Origin of the sequence: Streptomyces sp. NPDC057963 (genome assembly GCF_042887155.1) — a bacterium.
Taxonomy (GTDB): Bacteria; Actinomycetota; Actinomycetes; order Streptomycetales; family Streptomycetaceae; genus Streptomyces.
On the sequence record NZ_JBHVPX010000006.1, the window covers coordinates 146289 to 162010 of the forward strand.

At 71.7% G+C, this 15722-nt stretch carries 15 protein-coding genes and 1 tRNA gene; 11 read left to right on the top strand and 5 right to left on the bottom strand.

From position 1 onward, the window contains the following. The gene (locus tag ACFVT1_RS16195) at positions 1-978 is read right to left on the bottom strand and encodes an SMI1/KNR4 family protein (protein WP_389795667.1); all 978 of its coding nucleotides are present in this window, start codon (positions 976-978) and stop codon (positions 1-3) included. A 302-nt stretch (positions 979-1280) separates the two neighbouring features. Between ACFVT1_RS16195 and ACFVT1_RS16200 the strand changes: the two genes are divergently transcribed. After that, positions 1281-1805 carry a YwqJ-related putative deaminase gene (locus ACFVT1_RS16200; RefSeq protein WP_389795669.1) on the top strand — a complete coding sequence of 175 codons (525 nt, stop codon included), beginning with the start codon at positions 1281-1283 and terminating at the stop codon, positions 1803-1805. A gap of 10 nt (positions 1806-1815) precedes the next feature. Continuing rightward, entirely contained in the window at positions 1816-2349 is a 534-nt protein-coding gene (locus tag ACFVT1_RS16205) for an SUKH-3 domain-containing protein (RefSeq protein WP_362199863.1), read from the top strand. A 109-nt stretch (positions 2350-2458) separates the two neighbouring features. On the opposite strand, the gene ACFVT1_RS16210 is transcribed toward ACFVT1_RS16205, so the two are convergent. Beyond that, entirely contained in the window at positions 2459-3772 is a 1314-nt protein-coding gene (locus tag ACFVT1_RS16210; protein ID WP_389795671.1) for a sensor histidine kinase, read from the bottom strand. A gap of 161 nt (positions 3773-3933) precedes the next feature. Here ACFVT1_RS16210 and ACFVT1_RS16215 point away from each other — a divergent pair. The 6 genes from ACFVT1_RS16215 to ACFVT1_RS16240 all read left to right on the top strand — a co-directional run bounded on the left by ACFVT1_RS16215 (position 3934) and on the right by ACFVT1_RS16240 (position 8740). Further along, positions 3934-4004, top strand: a tRNA-Gln gene (locus ACFVT1_RS16215). 109 nt (positions 4005-4113) lie between these two features. Further along, on the top strand, positions 4114-5562 hold the full coding sequence (glmU, locus tag ACFVT1_RS16220; RefSeq protein WP_389795673.1) for a bifunctional UDP-N-acetylglucosamine diphosphorylase/glucosamine-1-phosphate N-acetyltransferase GlmU: 1449 nt from the start codon (positions 4114-4116) through the stop codon (positions 5560-5562). A gap of 120 nt (positions 5563-5682) precedes the next feature. Next, entirely contained in the window at positions 5683-6657 is a 975-nt protein-coding gene (locus tag ACFVT1_RS16225; protein ID WP_362199854.1) for a ribose-phosphate diphosphokinase, read from the top strand. A gap of 194 nt (positions 6658-6851) precedes the next feature. Next, positions 6852-7439: a 50S ribosomal protein L25/general stress protein Ctc gene (locus ACFVT1_RS16230; protein ID WP_389795675.1), complete on the top strand. Its 588-nt coding sequence runs from the start codon at positions 6852-6854 to the stop codon at positions 7437-7439. 136 nt (positions 7440-7575) lie between these two features. After that, the gene (pth, locus tag ACFVT1_RS16235; protein WP_389795677.1) at positions 7576-8169 is read left to right on the top strand and encodes an aminoacyl-tRNA hydrolase; all 594 of its coding nucleotides are present in this window, start codon (positions 7576-7578) and stop codon (positions 8167-8169) included. A gap of 100 nt (positions 8170-8269) precedes the next feature. After that, positions 8270-8740, top strand: a complete 471-nt coding sequence (locus ACFVT1_RS16240; RefSeq protein ID WP_389795678.1) for a hypothetical protein — start codon at positions 8270-8272, stop codon at positions 8738-8740. A gap of 27 nt (positions 8741-8767) precedes the next feature. Here ACFVT1_RS16240 and ppc read toward each other — a convergent pair whose 3' ends face one another. After that, positions 8768-11497, bottom strand: a complete 2730-nt coding sequence (ppc, locus tag ACFVT1_RS16245; protein WP_389795680.1) for a phosphoenolpyruvate carboxylase — start codon at positions 11495-11497, stop codon at positions 8768-8770. Positions 11498-11783: 286 nt separating this feature from the next. Between ppc and ACFVT1_RS16250 the strand changes: the two genes are divergently transcribed. Both ACFVT1_RS16250 and ACFVT1_RS16255 read left to right on the top strand, forming a co-directional pair. After that, positions 11784-12785, top strand: coding sequence for an acyl-CoA desaturase (locus tag ACFVT1_RS16250; protein ID WP_389795682.1), 1002 nt, complete (start codon positions 11784-11786; stop codon positions 12783-12785). Beyond that, positions 12782-13468, top strand: a complete 687-nt coding sequence (locus tag ACFVT1_RS16255; RefSeq protein WP_362199836.1) for a TetR/AcrR family transcriptional regulator — start codon at positions 12782-12784, stop codon at positions 13466-13468. Before ACFVT1_RS16250 ends, ACFVT1_RS16255 begins: the two co-directional genes overlap by 4 nt. A gap of 47 nt (positions 13469-13515) precedes the next feature. Here ACFVT1_RS16255 and ACFVT1_RS16260 read toward each other — a convergent pair whose 3' ends face one another. After that, entirely contained in the window at positions 13516-14313 is a 798-nt protein-coding gene (locus ACFVT1_RS16260) for a trans-aconitate 2-methyltransferase (RefSeq protein WP_389795684.1), read from the bottom strand. 87 nt (positions 14314-14400) lie between these two features. On the opposite strand from ACFVT1_RS16260, the gene ACFVT1_RS16265 reads away from it, so the two are divergent. After that, entirely contained in the window at positions 14401-14898 is a 498-nt protein-coding gene (locus ACFVT1_RS16265; protein WP_362199830.1) for a MarR family transcriptional regulator, read from the top strand. Here the strand turns inward: ACFVT1_RS16265 and ACFVT1_RS16270 are convergent. Beyond that, the gene (locus ACFVT1_RS16270; protein WP_389796184.1) at positions 14857-15648 is read right to left on the bottom strand and encodes a LuxR C-terminal-related transcriptional regulator; all 792 of its coding nucleotides are present in this window, start codon (positions 15646-15648) and stop codon (positions 14857-14859) included. The two genes, ACFVT1_RS16265 and ACFVT1_RS16270, sit on opposite strands and share 42 nt — an antisense overlap. Between the last annotated feature and the right edge of the window lie 74 nt (positions 15649-15722).

Consider the following 15722-nt stretch of genomic DNA (forward strand, 5'->3'; position numbering starts at 1 on the left):
TCACCCCTCCACCGGGACGGCCCGCGCGAAGCCGCCGTCCACCATCAGGTTCGCCACGGTCTCCAGCTCCGGCGGATTGCCCGCCAGCCGCTGCAGGAAGGCGTCGAAGTCGCCGCCGCACGGCAGCAGCAGCCGGTCCACCCGCTCCTGCACGCTCCAGCCGTCCTGGTCCCGGGCGTCGTCGTACGCGCAGAACCAGACCGAGCCGACCCCGTTGCCCTTCACCTTCACCGCGAGGATGCCGCCCTGGACGAAGCCGACGCCCAGGTAGTCCTTGGTGAGGTGGTCCCGCAGGCACTTGTTGACGTACACGAGGTCGTTCACCGCGGCCTCTTCACGCACCGTGAAGAACGGCTGGTCGACCAGGAGACCGAGCTCCGCGTCGAGCGCCGCGCCGACCGGGGCCGAACCGCCCGCCGCCTTCAGGAAGGAGCGGTACGCGCCGGGCAGGCGGTAACCGAGGTCCTCCTCGACGCCCAGGATCTGCTGCTCGCTCACCGCGACGGCCCCCTTGGGCAGCCGGAAGTGCGCGGGCCGGGTCTCCCGCAACGGGCGGGTGCCGTGCTTGTCCTGGTCGACCGCGGTGGCGGCGAGGCCGCCGTGGTGCCTGAGCAGTGCCTTGACCTCGACCGGGACCAGCTCCATGCGCCGGCCGCCGGAAACGTGGTGCCAGGTCCAGCCGTGCGGGGTCGCGACCGCGGGGATCGTGTCCCACAGTTCGTGGCCGCTCGCCGCCAGCGCCGCGTTGGCCGAGACGTAGTCGGTGAGCCGCAGCTCGTCGACGCCGAAGCCCTGCGGGGGCTCGGCGATCTCGGCGGCGGCGCGCGCGTACGGCGCGAAGTCCGGGCTGCCGTTCTCGTCCATGCGCACACCTCTGGGGTGGCGGGACGCCCGGACCGGGTCCGGGAAATGCACGAGCTGCCCGGCGTAGGCCGCGTTCGGTGGCGCGGCTTGCTGACCGAGCCGACCTGTCGTCATGGCGGTTGCCCCCTGCTGCGTCTGACTGGTGAGGACCGACCTGCCCAAGGGGGCGGTCCGGGCACAGCCTATGCGGTGGCGCAAGAGCGGGTCTCGCCCCTGCGCGACCCTCTCCCCCGACCGTCACGAACCGTCACAGCGGTGTGACGGACGGGCGACGCTCCTGCCACCGCGCGGCGACACGAAGGTGCGTTTCCCCGCCCCAGCTTCCCGACCAGCCGGGACATTTGGCAGGCTGTCACCGCAACTCGGGGGCGTGCACATCGCGCAGCTACCGCTGCGGGCACGGGAGGGAAAGCACCATGCACACTGCACAATCAGTCACATCCGGGGACCCGCGCCTCAGCTGGAGCAGCACCGGGGCCGGCCACACGCCCCGTCTGCAGCACCGCCGCGACGGCATCCTGCCCGCGGTGGCGGCTGCGCTGTCCGTACGCGGCGAGACGCTCACCTGCACGGCGGGCAAGGGCGACCAGCCGCCCGTCCTGCACCCCCTGATCCAGGACTTCCTCGACACCCTCACCAGCGGCCAGCGCGAACGCTTCACCGGCCGCTGCCCCGAGGCGATACTGCTCTCCCGGCAACTGACGGCGGCGGAAGCCGGCCGCTCCAAGCGGGCCCAGCGCAAGCCGCTGACCAACGGCGAGGCCCGCCGCGCCCTGAAGCACTCACGGCTCACCGCACGGCGCATCCGTGAGGACGGCGACCCGATGCACGACAGCTACGCACCGCCGTGCCGCTCCTGTACGGCGATGCTCGCCCATTTCGGCGTCCGTCCCGTCGACCTCACGACCACCGGGGCGGCGACCACCGCCGAGAAGGGCTGACCGGGCGCCGATGCACGACCGAACCGACCTACCCGAACAGGCGGGCCCCGCAGGCCGGGACCGCCATGCCTCGACCCGCTTCCCCGTCGCCGTCGACGCCGCCCTGCGGGCCGCGGGCTGGCAGCCCGGCCGCTGGGACATCCGGCAGGCCGAGGAGTGGGCCGACGCGCTGCGCTCGCACGCGTCACCCGCCGGCCATCAGCACGCGGTCTTCCCGGCGGCCGTGGAGGCGTGGGCGGAGTTCGGCGGGCTGCACATCACGGCCTCCGCGCCGGGCCGGCAGATCGCACCGGCCCCGGTGCGGATCGACCCGATGAGCGGCCTGCATCTCGCCCGCACGCTCGGCGACCTCGGCCGGGCGCTGGAGACCGAGGTCAGCCCGCTGGGCGAGGAGGGGGACGGGCAGGCGGTCCTCGCGATCGACACGGAGGGCCGCGTGTACAGCATCGACCACACCGGGGACTGGTACCTCGGCCCGGACATCGACCAGGCGCTGGCGACCCTGGTCGGCGGCATCCAGCCGGACCGCCTGATCCCCGGCTGAGCGGCTGAGCACCGGTCCGCCCGGCGACCGCCTGTTCCCGCCGGACGGGCCGGGCGGGGACGGGCCGGACCGGCCAGGACCAGCCGGACCGGCCGCCCGCCCCGTACCGTCAGGCCGCTCCGCGGTCCGGCAGGACGGCCGATACCCGGAAGCCTCCCGCGTCCGTCGGGCCGGAGACGAAGACGCCGCCGAGCCCCAGCACCCGCTCCCGCATGCCGACGAGCCCGTTGCCCCCGCTCGGCAGCCCCGCGTCCGCCGTCGCGGCGTCCGACGGGCCGTTCTCCACCTGCATCGCGACCTCCGCGTCCCGGTGCGCGAGCCGTACCCACGCCTTCGCGCCAGCCGCGTGCTTGTGCACGTTCGTCAGGGCCTCCTGCACCACCCGGTACGCGGTCTGCTCGACCTCGGGGGCGTACGGGCGGACCTCGCCGTCCACCGAGAGCTCGACGGTCATACCGGCCGCCCTGGACTCCCCGACCAGGGTCTCCACCTCGTGCAGCCGGGGTCCGTCCTCCGCCGCGGCGGCGGCCACGGCCGCGGCCGCCCGGCCGACCGAGGCGAGCGGCACCTGCGCGGACCGGGCCGCCACGGGCTCCCCGCTGCGCAGCACCCCGAGCATCTCGCGGAGCTCGGTCAGCGCCTGCCGGCCCATGTCGCCGACCAGCGCGGCGTTCCGCACCGCCTTCGCCGGGTCCTTCGGCGCGACGGCCTGGAGAGCGGCGGCGTGCACGACCATCAGGCTGACCCGGTGGGCGACCACGTCGTGCATCTCACGGGCGATCCTGGTGCGCTCCTCGGTACGCGCCCACTCGGCCCGTTCCTCGGCCCGGTCCGCGAGCAGCGACAGCTCCCGCTCCAGCGAGTCCGCCCGCTCCCGCAGGCTCTCCATCAGCCGGCGCCGGGCTCCTATGTAGAGGCCGAACAGCACGGGCGGCGCGGTGAGCCCGAGCGACATGAACAGCGAGAGCAGCGGTACGTACCAGTCGTCGCGCCCGAAATCGGCCTGCTCGGCGACGCTCTGCCGCAGCCGCACGTACGTGACGATGAACGTGCCCGCGAAGGACATCCCCATCAGCACCGCGGTGATCCTCCGCGGCACCTCGGAGGCGGCCAGCGTGTACAGGCCGACCAGGCCCATCAGGAAGCCCATCTCGGCGGGTGTCGTCGCGATCGACACCAGCACCACGGCGATCGGCCAGCGCCGCCGCACCACCAGCACGGACCCCGCGAGCAGCCCGAACACCACGCCGACCGGCACCGGCAGCGCGGTGTCCCCGGCGAATTCCACCCCTTCCAGTGCGCATTCCAGCGCCGACAGGAGCGCGAGCCCCACGTCCAGAACGACACCGCGCCGCCGTTCCCACCACCCATAGCCGCGGGTGGTCGCACCCGCGGCTTCCCGGTATGCCCCCGTTGTGGTCATGCCGTCCAGCCTACGGGCGGGCGCATCCCCTTTTCGGGCGACCTGGACAGCAAGCGCGGATCGGGGCGCCGTGACCCGTCGCGTCCGGGGCCGGTGGTACGGCATAGTGGTGGCTGCCCGGTCGACGACCTGACGGTATGTCCAGTCGATCGGCTTTGCTGTCCCCTGTGGTGTAACGGCAGCACAGTGGCTTTTGGTGCCATTTGTCCGGGTTCGAATCCTGGCAGGGGAGCTTCTGCGCGCGGGCCCCGACCACTGCGGTCGGGGCCCGCGCCCGCGTCGGTCCACAGGTGCCCCGGTATCCTGCGGGTGTCCACCACCCGAAGCCGAAGGGCATTTCCGTGAGCTCCGAACGCCCGGCAGCCGTCGTCGTCCTCGCAGCGGGTGAGGGCACCCGCATGAAGTCGAAGACCCCCAAGGTCCTGCACGAAATCTCCGGGCGCTCGCTCGTCGGACATGTCGTCGCCGCCTCCCGCGAACTGGATCCAGAGCACCTCGTCGTGGTCGTCGGCCACGAGAGCGAGCGGGTCACCGCGCATCTCACCGCCGTCGACGACCGGCTGCGGACCGCCTACCAGGCCCAGCAGCGGGGCACCGGCAGCGCCGTGCGCGTCGGCCTCGACGAGCTCGGCGGGACCGTCGAGGGCACCGTGATCATCGTCTGCGGCGACACCCCGCTGCTCTCCGGCGAGACCCTCACCGCACTCGCCGCCACCCACACGGCCGACTCCAACGCCGTCACCGTGCTGACCGCCGAGGTCCCGGACTCCACCGGCTACGGCCGGATCGTCCGCGACCCGGGCAGCGGCGCGGTCACCGAGATCGTCGAGCACAAGGACGCCACCGAGGACCAGCGCGCGATCCGGGAGATCAACTCCGGGGTCTTCGCCTTCGACGGCCGGCTGCTCGCGGACGCCCTCGGCAAGATCCGTACGGACAACAGCCAGGGCGAGGAGTACCTCACCGATGTGCTCTCCATCCTGCGCGAGGCCGGCCACCGCGTCGGCGCCTGCGTCGCCGGCGACCACCGCGAGATCCTCGGCATCAACAACCGGGTCCAGCTGGCCGAGGCCCGGCGCCTGCTGAACCAGCGGCTGCTGGAGCGGGCCATGCTGGCCGGTGTGACCGTCGTCGACCCGGCGTCCACGCTGATCGACGCCGGCGTCACCTACGAGCGCGACGCGATCGTGCACCCGGGCACCCAGCTGCTCGGCACCACGCACCTCGCCGAGGACGCCGAGGTCGGCCCCAACTCCCGTCTCACGGACACCGTCGTGGGCGCGGGCGCGCGCGTGGACAGCACGGTCGCGGACCGGGCCGAGGTCGGCGAGGGCGCGACGGTCGGCCCGTACGCCTATCTGCGGCCCGGCACGAAGCTCGGCACGAAGGCCAAGGCCGGCACGTACGTCGAGATGAAGAACGCCACGATCGGCGAGGGCACCAAGGTTCCGCACCTGAGCTACGTCGGCGACGCGACGATCGGCGATCACACCAACATCGGTGCCGCCAGCGTCATCGTGAACTACGACGGCGAAGCCAAGCACCACACCACGATCGGCTCCCACTGCCGTACCGGGGCGGACAATATGTTTGTGGCGCCCGTCACGGTCGGGGACGGCGTCTACACCGCCGCCGGCTCGGTCATCACCAAGGACGTACCGCCCGGCTCGCTGGCCGTCGCCCGCGGCCAGCAAAGGAATATCGAGGGTTGGGTGGCCCGCAAGCGCCCGGGAAGCGCCGCCGCGCAGGCGGCGCAGGCCGCCACGTCGGGGCCCGAAGACGAAAGCTGACCGGAAACAGGCACGTCGCCCACGGCGTACCGTGATAGATGCTCACCCCATTTCGGCTGGCTCGTTGCACATCGGGACACATGCGTGCAGCGCCAGGAACACGTCTGAGGAGACTGTGCTGTGACCGGGATCAAGACGACCGGCGAGAAGAAACTGATGCTCTTCTCCGGCCGCGCCCACCCCGAGCTGGCCGAGGAGGTTGCACACCAACTGGGTGTCGGCCTCGTGCCGACGAAGGCCTTCGATTTCGCCAACGGTGAGATCTACGTCCGCTTCCAGGAGTCCGCCCGCGGCGCCGACTGCTTCCTGATCCAGAGCCACACCGCTCCGATCAACAAGTGGATCATGGAGCAGCTCATCATGCTGGACGCGCTGAAGCGCGCCTCGGCCCGCTCCATCACGGTGATCGTGCCGTTCTACGGCTACGCCCGCCAGGACAAGAAGCACCGCGGCCGCGAGCCGATCTCGGCCCGTCTGGTCGCCGACCTCATGAAGACGGCGGGTGCCGACCGCATCCTCACCGTCGACCTGCACACCGACCAGATCCAGGGCTTCTTCGACGGCCCGGTCGACCACCTCTTCGCGCTGCCGATACTCGCCGACTACGTCGGAGCCAAGGTCGACCGCTCGAAGCTGACGATCGTCTCCCCGGACGCCGGCCGGGTGCGCGTCGCCGACCGCTGGTGCGACCGCCTGGACGCCCCGCTGGCGATCGTCCACAAGCGCCGCGACAAGGACGTCGCCAACCAGGTGACCGTCCACGAGGTCGTCGGCAACGTCAAGGGCCGGGTCTGCGTCCTGGTCGACGACATGATCGACACCGGCGGCACCATCTGCGCCGCCGCCGACGCCCTGTTCGCGCACGGCGCCGAGGACGTCATCGTGACGGCGACCCACGGTGTGCTCTCCGGTCCGGCCGCGGACCGTCTGAAGAACTCCAAGGTCAGCGAGTTCGTCTTCACCGACACCCTGCCGACCCCGGGCGAGCAGGAGCTCGACAAGATCACGGTGCTCTCGATCGCCCCGACGATCGCCCGCGCGGTGCGCGAGGTCTTCGAGGACGGCTCGGTCACCAGCCTCTTCGAGGAGCAGTAGGCAGAGCGGCAGGCAGTACGGGTCGGAAGATCCACTTGGGGTGCGGCCTCCCCGCCGGGTAGACTCAGCGAGTTGCTCGGCGAGGGAGGCCGTACTCATGTGTACGGCGGTCCGTTATCGACGCGCTCTTCGTAGCAGGCCTGTCGTGGGCCGGGTGACCGTCCAAGTTCCGTCACCCTACGAGGAGTGCAGTCATGGCTGAGGTCAAGCTCGCCGCCCAGGTCCGTACCGAGTTCGGCAAGGGCGCCGCTCGTCGCACCCGCCGCGCCAACCTGGTTCCCGCGGTCGTCTACGGCCACGGTGCCGAGCCCGTTCACATCACCCTGCCGGGCCACGACCTGATGATGGCGCTCAAGACCGCCAACGTCCTGATCGGTCTGGAGATCGACGGCAAGGACGCCCTGGTCATCCCGAAGGCCGTGCAGCGCAACCCGCTCAAGGGCAGCATCGAGCACGTCGACCTGCTGACCGTCAAGCGCGGCGAGAAGGTCAACGTCGAGATCGCCGTGCACGTCGAGGGCGACCTGGCCCCGGGCGGCAACCTCCTGGAGTACGTGCAGAACACCCTGCTCGTCGAGGCCGAGGCCACCCACATCCCCGAGTCCGTCACGGTCTCCGTCGCGGGCCTGGACGCCGGCGACTCGATCCTCGCCAAGGACATCCCGCTGCCCAAGGGCTCCGTGCTGGCCGGTGACGAGGACGCCGTCGTCCTGCAGGTCGTCGCCGCGCAGGCCGAGGAGCCGTCGGCCGAGGGCGCCGAGGGAGAGGGCGCCGAGGCCTGAGCCTCGCCTTCACTGCTCCACTGAGCTTCACTGCTTCACTGACGGGGCGGCGGTTCCTTGTTCGAGGGCCCGCCGCCCCGTTCCCCTGTGACAGGGCCATCCGGAACCACCCGTACGCGAAGGAGACCGCGCGCAGATGTCCGACGCCACCGAACCCTGGCTCATCGTGGGCCTCGGCAACCCCGGTCCCGAGTACGCGGCGAACCGGCACAACGCCGGCTTCATGGTCGTCGATCTCCTCGCCGAGCGGATCGGCGGGAAGTTCAAGCGGGCGCAGAAGGCCCAGGCACAGGTCGTCGAGGGCCGCATGGGCCCGCCCGGACCGGAGAACCGCCGGGTGATCCTGGCCAAGCCGATGTCGTACATGAACCTCTCCGGCGGCCCCGTCACCGCGCTGCGCGACTTCTACAAGGTGCCGACCGACCACATCGTGGCGATCCACGACGAGCTGGACATCGACTACGGGACGCTCCGGCTGAAGCTCGGCGGCGGCGACAACGGGCACAACGGGCTCAAGTCGATGACCAAGTCGATGGGCGCCGACTACCACCGGATCCGGTTCGGGATCGGCCGCCCGCCGGGCCGGATGCAGGTCGCGGACTTCGTGCTGAAGGACTTCTCCGCCACGGAGCGCAAGGAGCTCGGGTACCTGGTCGACCGGGCCGCCGACTCGGTGGAGTGCCTGCTCGCGGAGGGCTTGGAGCGCGCGCAGAGCGCGTACAACTCCTGACCTCCGCAGCGCCGCACAACTCTGACATTCCCGCCGGTACCCCGGCGTTTTCCGGCCATGAGTTGACCGGGCGCATCGCTCTGCCCAAGGATCGCTCCCCATGAAGCGGAGATCCTCCCACCGCGCCCTGACATACGCCCGCAACGCAGCCATGGGCGGTGTCGTCCTGCTGCTGCTCGTCGCGGGTGTGCACTCCTCCTGGAGAGCGGCGCACCACATCATTCTGGCCAAGGGCCGCGAGCACGGCACGATGACCGTCACGGGCTGCGGTGCCGATGTCTGCACCGGTCCGTTCGCACCGTCCGGGCAGGCCGCCGCGCGCTCCCGGGTGACGGTCGAGAAGTCCGTGGCGGCGCGGCGCGGCGACCGCTTCCCCGTCGTCGTGGAGCCCGGTACGGACGACGTCGTACGCACCGGGGCCGCCGGCTTCCTGCATGCCTGGGTGCCGCTGGGCGGGGCGCTGGTGCTGGCCGCCCTGGTGATCGGCGGCGGTCTGCGGCTGCCCCGGATCGCCTGGGGCACCGGGATCGCGGGCGCGGTCCTGCTGGGGGCGACGTTCATCGCCCTGTGAGCGGGACCGCGCCCGCGCCCCGGCGGCTCAGCCGGTGTTGCGCAGACCCGCGGCGACACCGTTCACGGTGAGCAGCAGGGCCCGTGCGAGCAGCGGGTCCGCCGCCTCGCCGCGTTCCGCCGCCTCGCGCTGGCGGGCCAGCAGCGAGACCTGGAGATAGGAGATCGGGTCCAGGTAGGCGTCCCGGATGGCGAAGGTCTGCTGGAGCACCGGGCTGGTGCCGAGCAGTTCGGACTCGCCGGTGACCTTGAGGACCTCCTGGACCGTGAGCGCGTGCTCGGCCTCGATGTCGGCGAAGACGTGCTTCAGCTCGTCGGGGACGAGCGTGTCGACGTAGTGGCGGGCGATCCGCAGATCGGTCTTGGCGAGCGTCATCTCCACGTTCGAGATGAAGTTCCGGAAGAAGTGCCAGTGCTCGTGCATCTCGTCCAGAACGGTGTCCAGACCGGCCTCGCGCAGTGCCCTGAGGCCGGAGCCGACGCCGTACCAGCCGGGCACGATCTGCCGGGACTGGGTCCAGCCGAAGACCCACGGGATGGCACGCAGCCCGTCCAGGCCCGCGCCGGAGTCCGGACGCCGTGACGGGCGCGAGCCGAGGTGCAGCTCGGCGAGCTGGTCGACCGGGGTGGAGGCGAAGAAGTACGCGGGCAGATCCGGGTCCTCGACCAGCCTGCGGTACGCGGCGTGCGCGGCGTCGGAGACGGTGTCCATCGCCGCGTCCCAGCGGGCGAGGGCCTCGTCGGACTGGCGGGGCGCGGTGTGCAGCGCCGACGCCTGGAGGGTGGCCGCGACGGTCAGCTCCAGGTTCTCCCGGGCGAGCGCGGGGATGAGGTACTTGTCGGAGATGACCTCGCCCTGCTCGGTCACCTTGATCTCGCCTTCGAGGGTGCCCCACGGCTGCGCGAGGATCGCGTCGTGCGAGGGGCCGCCGCCGCGGCCGACGGTGCCGCCGCGGCCGTGGAAGAGCCGCAGCCGCACGCCGTAGCGGTGCGCGACGTCACGCAGCCGGCGCTGGGCCCGGTGGATCTCCCACTGCGAGGTGGTGATGCCGCCGAACTTGGAGGAGTCGGAGTATCCGAGCATGACCTCCTGCACGTCGCCGCGGAGCGAGACGAGCCGGCGGTACGAGGGGTCGGCGAGCATCTCGTCGAGGATGACGTCGGCGGCGCGCAGTTCGTCGGTGGTCTCCAGGAGCGGGACGATCCCGATCTTGGCCCAGCCGGCGTGCAGGTCGACCAGGCCCGCCTCGCGGGCCAGGACGGCGGCCGCGAAGACGTCGTCGGCGCCCTGGCACATGGAGATGATGTAGGACTCGATGACCTCGGGGCCGAACCGCTCGAAGGCTTCCTTGATGGTGTGGAAGACGCCGAGGGTCTTCTCGCCCGCGGCGTCCAGCGGGGCCGGGGTCGGGGCGAGCGGGCGGCGCGAGCGCAGCTCCTTGGCGAGCAGCTTCTGCCGGTAGTCGCGCGGCATGTCGGCGTAGCGCCAGGACTCCTCGCCGAGCCGGTCGAAGAGCTGGCCGAGGGCGTGGTGGTGGGCGTCCGCGTGCTCGCGCACGTCCATGGTGGCGAGCTGGAGGCCGAACGCGGCGAGCGTCCGGATGGTGCGGTCCATCCGGCCGTCGGCGAACAGGCCGCCGCGGTGCTCGCGCAGGGAGGTCTGGATGAGTTCCAGGTCGGCGACGAGTTCGGCGGTGCCGAGGTAGTCGCAGCCGGGGCGGTGCGGGGTGCCGCCGGCGAGGCGCTCGCGGGTGTTGACGAGCTTCTGCCGGATGCAGGTGGCCTTGAGGCGGTACGGCTCCTCGGCGTTCAGCCGCTTGTAGCGCGGGCTGATCTCGGGGAGCCGCTCCAGGTCGGCCTGGAGCGAGGTCAGCAGCTCGTCGGTGGCGCCGGTGTAGCGGATGGAGTTGGAGAGCTGTCCGCGCAGGTGGTCGACGAGCTCCAGCGCGTCGGTGATGCCGTGCTCGTGCTGGAGGATCAGCACTTCCCGGGTGACGGCGGGCGTCACGTTGGGGTTGCCGTCGCGGTCACCGCCGATCCACGTGCCGAAGGTGAGGGGGCGGGTGCCCGCGGGCAGTTGGATGCCGACCCGCTCCAGCTCGGCCGCCAGGTCCTCCAGTACGTCCCCGACGGCGCCGGTGTGCAGTTCGTCGAGGTAGTAGATGGCGTTGCGGGCCTCGTCGGCCGGCTCGGGCCGGACCACGCGCAGCTCGTCGGTCTGCCAGATGAGGTCGATGTTCTCGGCGAGCCGCAGGTCCTGGCGGCGCCGGTCGGCGTCGATGACGGGCGTCTCCAGCAGCTCGGCGATGCGGCGGAGCTTGTTCAGCACGGAGCGCCGGGCGGCCTCGGTCGGGTGCGCGGTGAAGACGGGCCGTACGTTGAGGTTCCGGACGGTCTCGCGCAGGTGGTCCGGGTCCGCGTCCTTCAGCCGGTCGGCGGTACGGGCCAGGAGCCCGCCCTCGGCGGCGCGGCGGTCGCGCATCTCGTGGGCGCGGTGGACCTGTTCGGTGACGTTGGCGAGGTGGAAGTAGGTGGAGAAGGCCCGCACGAGCTGCGCGGCGGTCTCCAGGTCCGTGTCGCCGAGGAGTTCGGCCGCGGCCTCGCCGTCGGTGCGGGTCAGGGCGCGGACCCGCTCGACGAGGTCGAGGAGTTCCTGGCCCTCCTGGCGTACGAGGGTCTCGCCCAGCAGGTCGCCGAGGCGGCGGATGTCGGCGCGCAGCTCGGGGCTGGCGGCAGGGGTCTGGTCGGCACTGCTCACAGTGTGCGGCTCCTTGCAGTGGTGGTGCACGAGGTTTCCGGGGCCGCGGTCGGCAGCGCTGCTGACGCCACCCCGGGAAAGCAGAGTGCGGACCGCGCTGTCCGACCCCACCAGGATAGGTGTCCACGCCTTCGGCGACGCTCGCGCCCCGTTCGGGTTTCCCTTCACGGGCGGTCCGCCGCGCTCTCGTGCCGCAGGCTTCCGCGCTGCCATACTTACGTAGCCGTAGGTTACGGATGCGTAGCCAGAGCTATCCGTCGTACTCCTCATCCCCAGGGGACCCCCCATGAACACCAGCCCCGCTGCGATCGACGACGACCAGCCGCCCCCGGCCGACGGCCAGGCCCTTCCCTCCGCCACGCTCGGCGGGGACAAGAAACGGTCGGTCGAGCAGCTCGCCCTCCTGCTGTTCATCGTGGTGCCGTTCGCGGCACTGGTCGCCGCGGTCCCGCTGGCCTGGGGCCGGGGCGTGAGCTGGCTCGATGTGGGCCTGCTGGTGGCGATGTACTTCATCGGCTGCCACGGCATCACCATCGGCTTCCACCGCTACTTCACCCACGGCTCCTTCAAGGCGAAGCGGCCGCTCCGCATCGCCCTGGCCGTCGCGGGTTCCCTGGCCGTGGAGGGTCCGCTGGTGCGCTGGGTGGCCGACCACCGCAAGCACCACCGCTTCTCCGACGCGGCGGGCGACCCGCACTCGCCGTGGCGGTTCGGCGAGAGCCTCCCCGCCCTGCTGAAGGGCCTGTGGTGGGCGCACATCGGCTGGATGTTCGACGAGGAGCAGACTCCGCAGCAGAAGTACGCCCCCGACCTGGTCGAGGACCCGGCGATCCGCGGGATCTCCCGCCACTTCCTCACCTTCACGACCGCCTCGCTGCTGCTTCCGCCGCTGGTGGGCGGTCTGGTGACGATGTCGTGGTGGGGCGCGGCGACCGCGTTCTTCTGGGGCTCTCTCGTCCGGGTGGCGCTGCTGCACCACGTCACCTGGTCGATCAACTCCATCTGCCACGCGGTCGGCAAGCGCCCCTTCAAGTCCCGTGACCGGTCCGGGAACGTGTGGTGGCTCGCGGTGCTGTCCTGCGGCGAGTCATGGCACAACCTGCACCACGCGGACCCGACGAGCGCGCGGCACGGGGTGATGAAGGGGCAGATCGATTCGAGCGCCCGGCTGATCCGCTGGTTCGAGAAGCTGGGCTGGGCGTCCGACGTGCGCTGGCCGGACTCCGCCCGCATCGCGTCCCGCCGTATCGACGCCCGCCGCGACCGCCCCCGCGTCGACGCGGCATGATTGACGACGTGGCGACCGACTCCAGTACCAGCAGCCAGAACAACCGTCCCTCCTCCACCCGGCGCACCCGCCGGGTGCGGATGACCGGCAAGGAACGCCGCGAGCAACTGCTGGACATCGGCCGCACCCTCTTCGCCGACAAGGGCTTCGAGGGCACCTCGGTCGAGGAGATCGCGTCCCGCGCGGGCGTCTCCAAGCCGGTCGTCTACGAGCACTTCGGCGGCAAGGAGGGCCTGTACGCCGTCGTGGTCGACCGCGAGATGCGCCAGCTCCTCGACATGGTCACCGGCGCCCTGACCGCGGGCCATCCCCGCGAACTCCTGGAGCAGGCCGCGTTCGCCCTGCTCGACTACATCGAGACGTACACGGACGGCTTCCGCATCCTGGTCCGCGACTCCCCCGTCGCCCAGTCGACCGGCACCTTCGCCTCCCTCATCAGCGACATCGCCACCCAGGTGGAGGACATCCTGGGCCTGGAGTTCAAGGCCCGCGGCTTCGACCCGAAGCTGGCCCCGCTGTACGCCCAGGCCCTGGTCGGCATGGTCGCCCTGACCGGCCAGTGGTGGGTCAACGCCCGCAAGCCGAAGAAGGCGGAGGTCGCGGCGCATCTGGTGAACCTGGCCTGGCACGGCCTGGAGAACCTGGAGTCGAAGCCGCGGCTGATAGGTCACCGCAAGAGCTGAGCGGGACAGCCGCTCACCGGCAGGAGCACGAGCCGCGGCGGCGGTCGTCACGGCTCCTTGCGGGCCACGGCGAAGATGCGGCGGAACGGGAAGACCGTGCCGTGCGGCCCCTCGGGGTAGGCGGTGCGCAGCAGGTCGCGGTAGTCGGCGAGGAACGCCTCGCGGGCCCCGGGGTCGTCGGCCAGTGCCGTCAGGACGGGGCGCAGCCCGGTGCCCTTCACCCAGTCGAGCACCGGATCCTTGCCGGGCAGCAGATGCAGATACGTGGTCTCCCAGACGTCGGCCGTGATGCCGGGGGCCGTCAGCGCGTCGAGGTAGGCGGCGGGGCCGGGCACCGCGTCGGCGTGGCGCAGTACGCCGCCCAGGCGGTCGCGCCAGCGCGGGGAGCCGGCGAGTTCCCGCATCAGGACATGGCTGGGCTGGTCGAAGTTGCCGGGGACCTGGAGGGCGAACGTCCCGCCGGGGGTGATCGCGTCCAGCCAGACCGGGAAGCGGGCGATGTGGTCCGGGACCCACTGGAGCAGGGCGTTGGAGACGATCAGGTCGTACGGCTCCCCGGGGGTCCAGGTCGCGGCGTCGGCCTCGGCGAAGTCCAGGAGGGGGCCGGCGTGGGCCCGCGCCCGCTCCAGCATCTGCGGGGAGTTGTCGTAGCCGGTGATCCGGGCCCTCGGCCAGCGGTCGGCGAGGAGGACGGTGACGTTTCCCGCGCCGCAGCCGAGGTCGGCGATGCGGGGCGCGGGGGCGGCCGGAGGCTCGGCGATGCGGGCCAGGAGGTCGCGGAAGGGGCGGGTGCGATGGTCCGCGTGGCGCAGGTACTGCTGCGGATCCCAGGTGGGTGCGGTCATGGTGACAGGATCACCGGAGGGTATCTTGATGTCAAGACACTTGAATTCAAGAGACTTCATGTCGACAGACCCTCTACACTGATCCACATGGAGGACGAGGTCGACCGACTGGTCGCTGCATGGCGCCGCGAGCGCCCCGACCTCGACGTGGAACCACTCGAGGTGCTCAGCCGCGTCTCCCGCCTGGCCCGCCATCTGGACCGGGCCCGCCGGATCGCCTTCTCCGAGCACCATCTGGAGCCGTGGGAGTTCGACGTCCTGACGTCACTGCGCCGCGCCGGCGCCCCCTACCAGCTCTCCCCCGGCCAACTGCTCACCCAGACCCTGGTCACCTCCGGCACGATGACCAACCGCATCGACCGGCTGACCAAGAAGAACCTCGTCGAGCGGCTCCCCGACCCCAGCGACCGCCGCGGCGTACTGGTCCGGCTCACCGCCGAAGGGCGCGACAAGGCCGACCAGTCACTGGCCGGGCTGCTCGCCCAGGAGCGCGCCATCCTGAGCGAGCTCTCCACTCAGCAGCGAGGCGAACTGGCCGGACTGCTACGCCAGTTGACCGCCCCGTTCGACAACGTCCCCGGCTGACACCCGGGCCGGTGCCAGATCGGCCGGCCCGACACCCGCCCGTCGGGCCAGTGCGACCGCCGCCAGCGTCGAGTGCACACCCAGCTTCCCCAGCACGTTCTGCATGTGCGTACGCACCGTGTGCGGGGAGAGGTAGAGCCGTTCCGCCACCGCCTTGCGCCCCAGCCCCGCCACCATGCAGCGCAGCACCTCGCGCTCGCGCGGAGTCAGCGACTCGACCAGCCGCTCGCTCTCGGTGCGGTGCTTGCGCGCCGCCGTCAGCTCCCGCAGCACGCCCGTGAGCAGGGCGGGGGGCAGATGCGTCTCGCCGCGCAGCACCCCCCGGACGACCGTGAGCAGCCGTTGCAGCGAGCAGTCCTTGGCCACCCATCCCGAGGCCCCGGCCTGCAGCGCCAGCGCGGCGCGGACCGGGTCGTCCTTCTCGGCGAGCACCACCGTGTGCACGGAGGGGCGGCCCGAACGGACCCCGGCGACCAGCGAGATGCCGTCCACCGGGGCGTCCTCGCCGCCTCGGGGCACCGGGACGGGTGCCCGGCGGCCCCTCGCCCCGGACAGGATGCCCAGTTCGGCATCGACCAGCATCACGTCGTAACCGCGCCCCTCGGCCGCGGCCCGGTCCAGACAGCGCAGCGCGGCGGGACCACTGCCCGCCGCCGCCACTTCGACGTCCGGCTCGGCCGCGAGCGCCGCCGCGAGCGACTCGGCGAAAATGCGATGGTCGTCCACCACGAGAACCCGGATACGAACCACAGGCACCCCCATGTCGCCTCTGTTCCTGGGCCACCCCCGGCCCGACGGAGGGACGCAACGGCGCGGGTACGGCC

Coding starts and splice junctions, on each gene's coding strand:
- ACFVT1_RS16230 (WP_389795675.1), top strand. CDS start 6,852: ATGGCTGAGGTCAAGCTCGCCGCCCAGGTCCGTACCGAGTTCGGCAAG.
- ACFVT1_RS16240 (WP_389795678.1), top strand. CDS start 8,270: ATGAAGCGGAGATCCTCCCACCGCGCCCTGACATACGCCCGCAACGCA.
- ACFVT1_RS16255 (WP_362199836.1), top strand. CDS start 12,782: ATGATTGACGACGTGGCGACCGACTCCAGTACCAGCAGCCAGAACAAC.
- ACFVT1_RS16260 (WP_389795684.1), bottom strand. CDS start 14,313: ATGACCGCACCCACCTGGGATCCGCAGCAGTACCTGCGCCACGCGGAC.
- ACFVT1_RS16210 (WP_389795671.1), bottom strand. CDS start 3,772: ATGACCACAACGGGGGCATACCGGGAAGCCGCGGGTGCGACCACCCGC.
- ACFVT1_RS16205 (WP_362199863.1), top strand. CDS start 1,816: ATGCACGACCGAACCGACCTACCCGAACAGGCGGGCCCCGCAGGCCGG.
- ACFVT1_RS16250 (WP_389795682.1), top strand. CDS start 11,784: ATGAACACCAGCCCCGCTGCGATCGACGACGACCAGCCGCCCCCGGCC.
- ACFVT1_RS16265 (WP_362199830.1), top strand. CDS start 14,401: ATGGAGGACGAGGTCGACCGACTGGTCGCTGCATGGCGCCGCGAGCGC.
- ACFVT1_RS16195 (WP_389795667.1), bottom strand. CDS start 978: ATGACGACAGGTCGGCTCGGTCAGCAAGCCGCGCCACCGAACGCGGCC.
- ACFVT1_RS16200 (WP_389795669.1), top strand. CDS start 1,281: ATGCACACTGCACAATCAGTCACATCCGGGGACCCGCGCCTCAGCTGG.
- pth (WP_389795677.1), top strand. CDS start 7,576: ATGTCCGACGCCACCGAACCCTGGCTCATCGTGGGCCTCGGCAACCCC.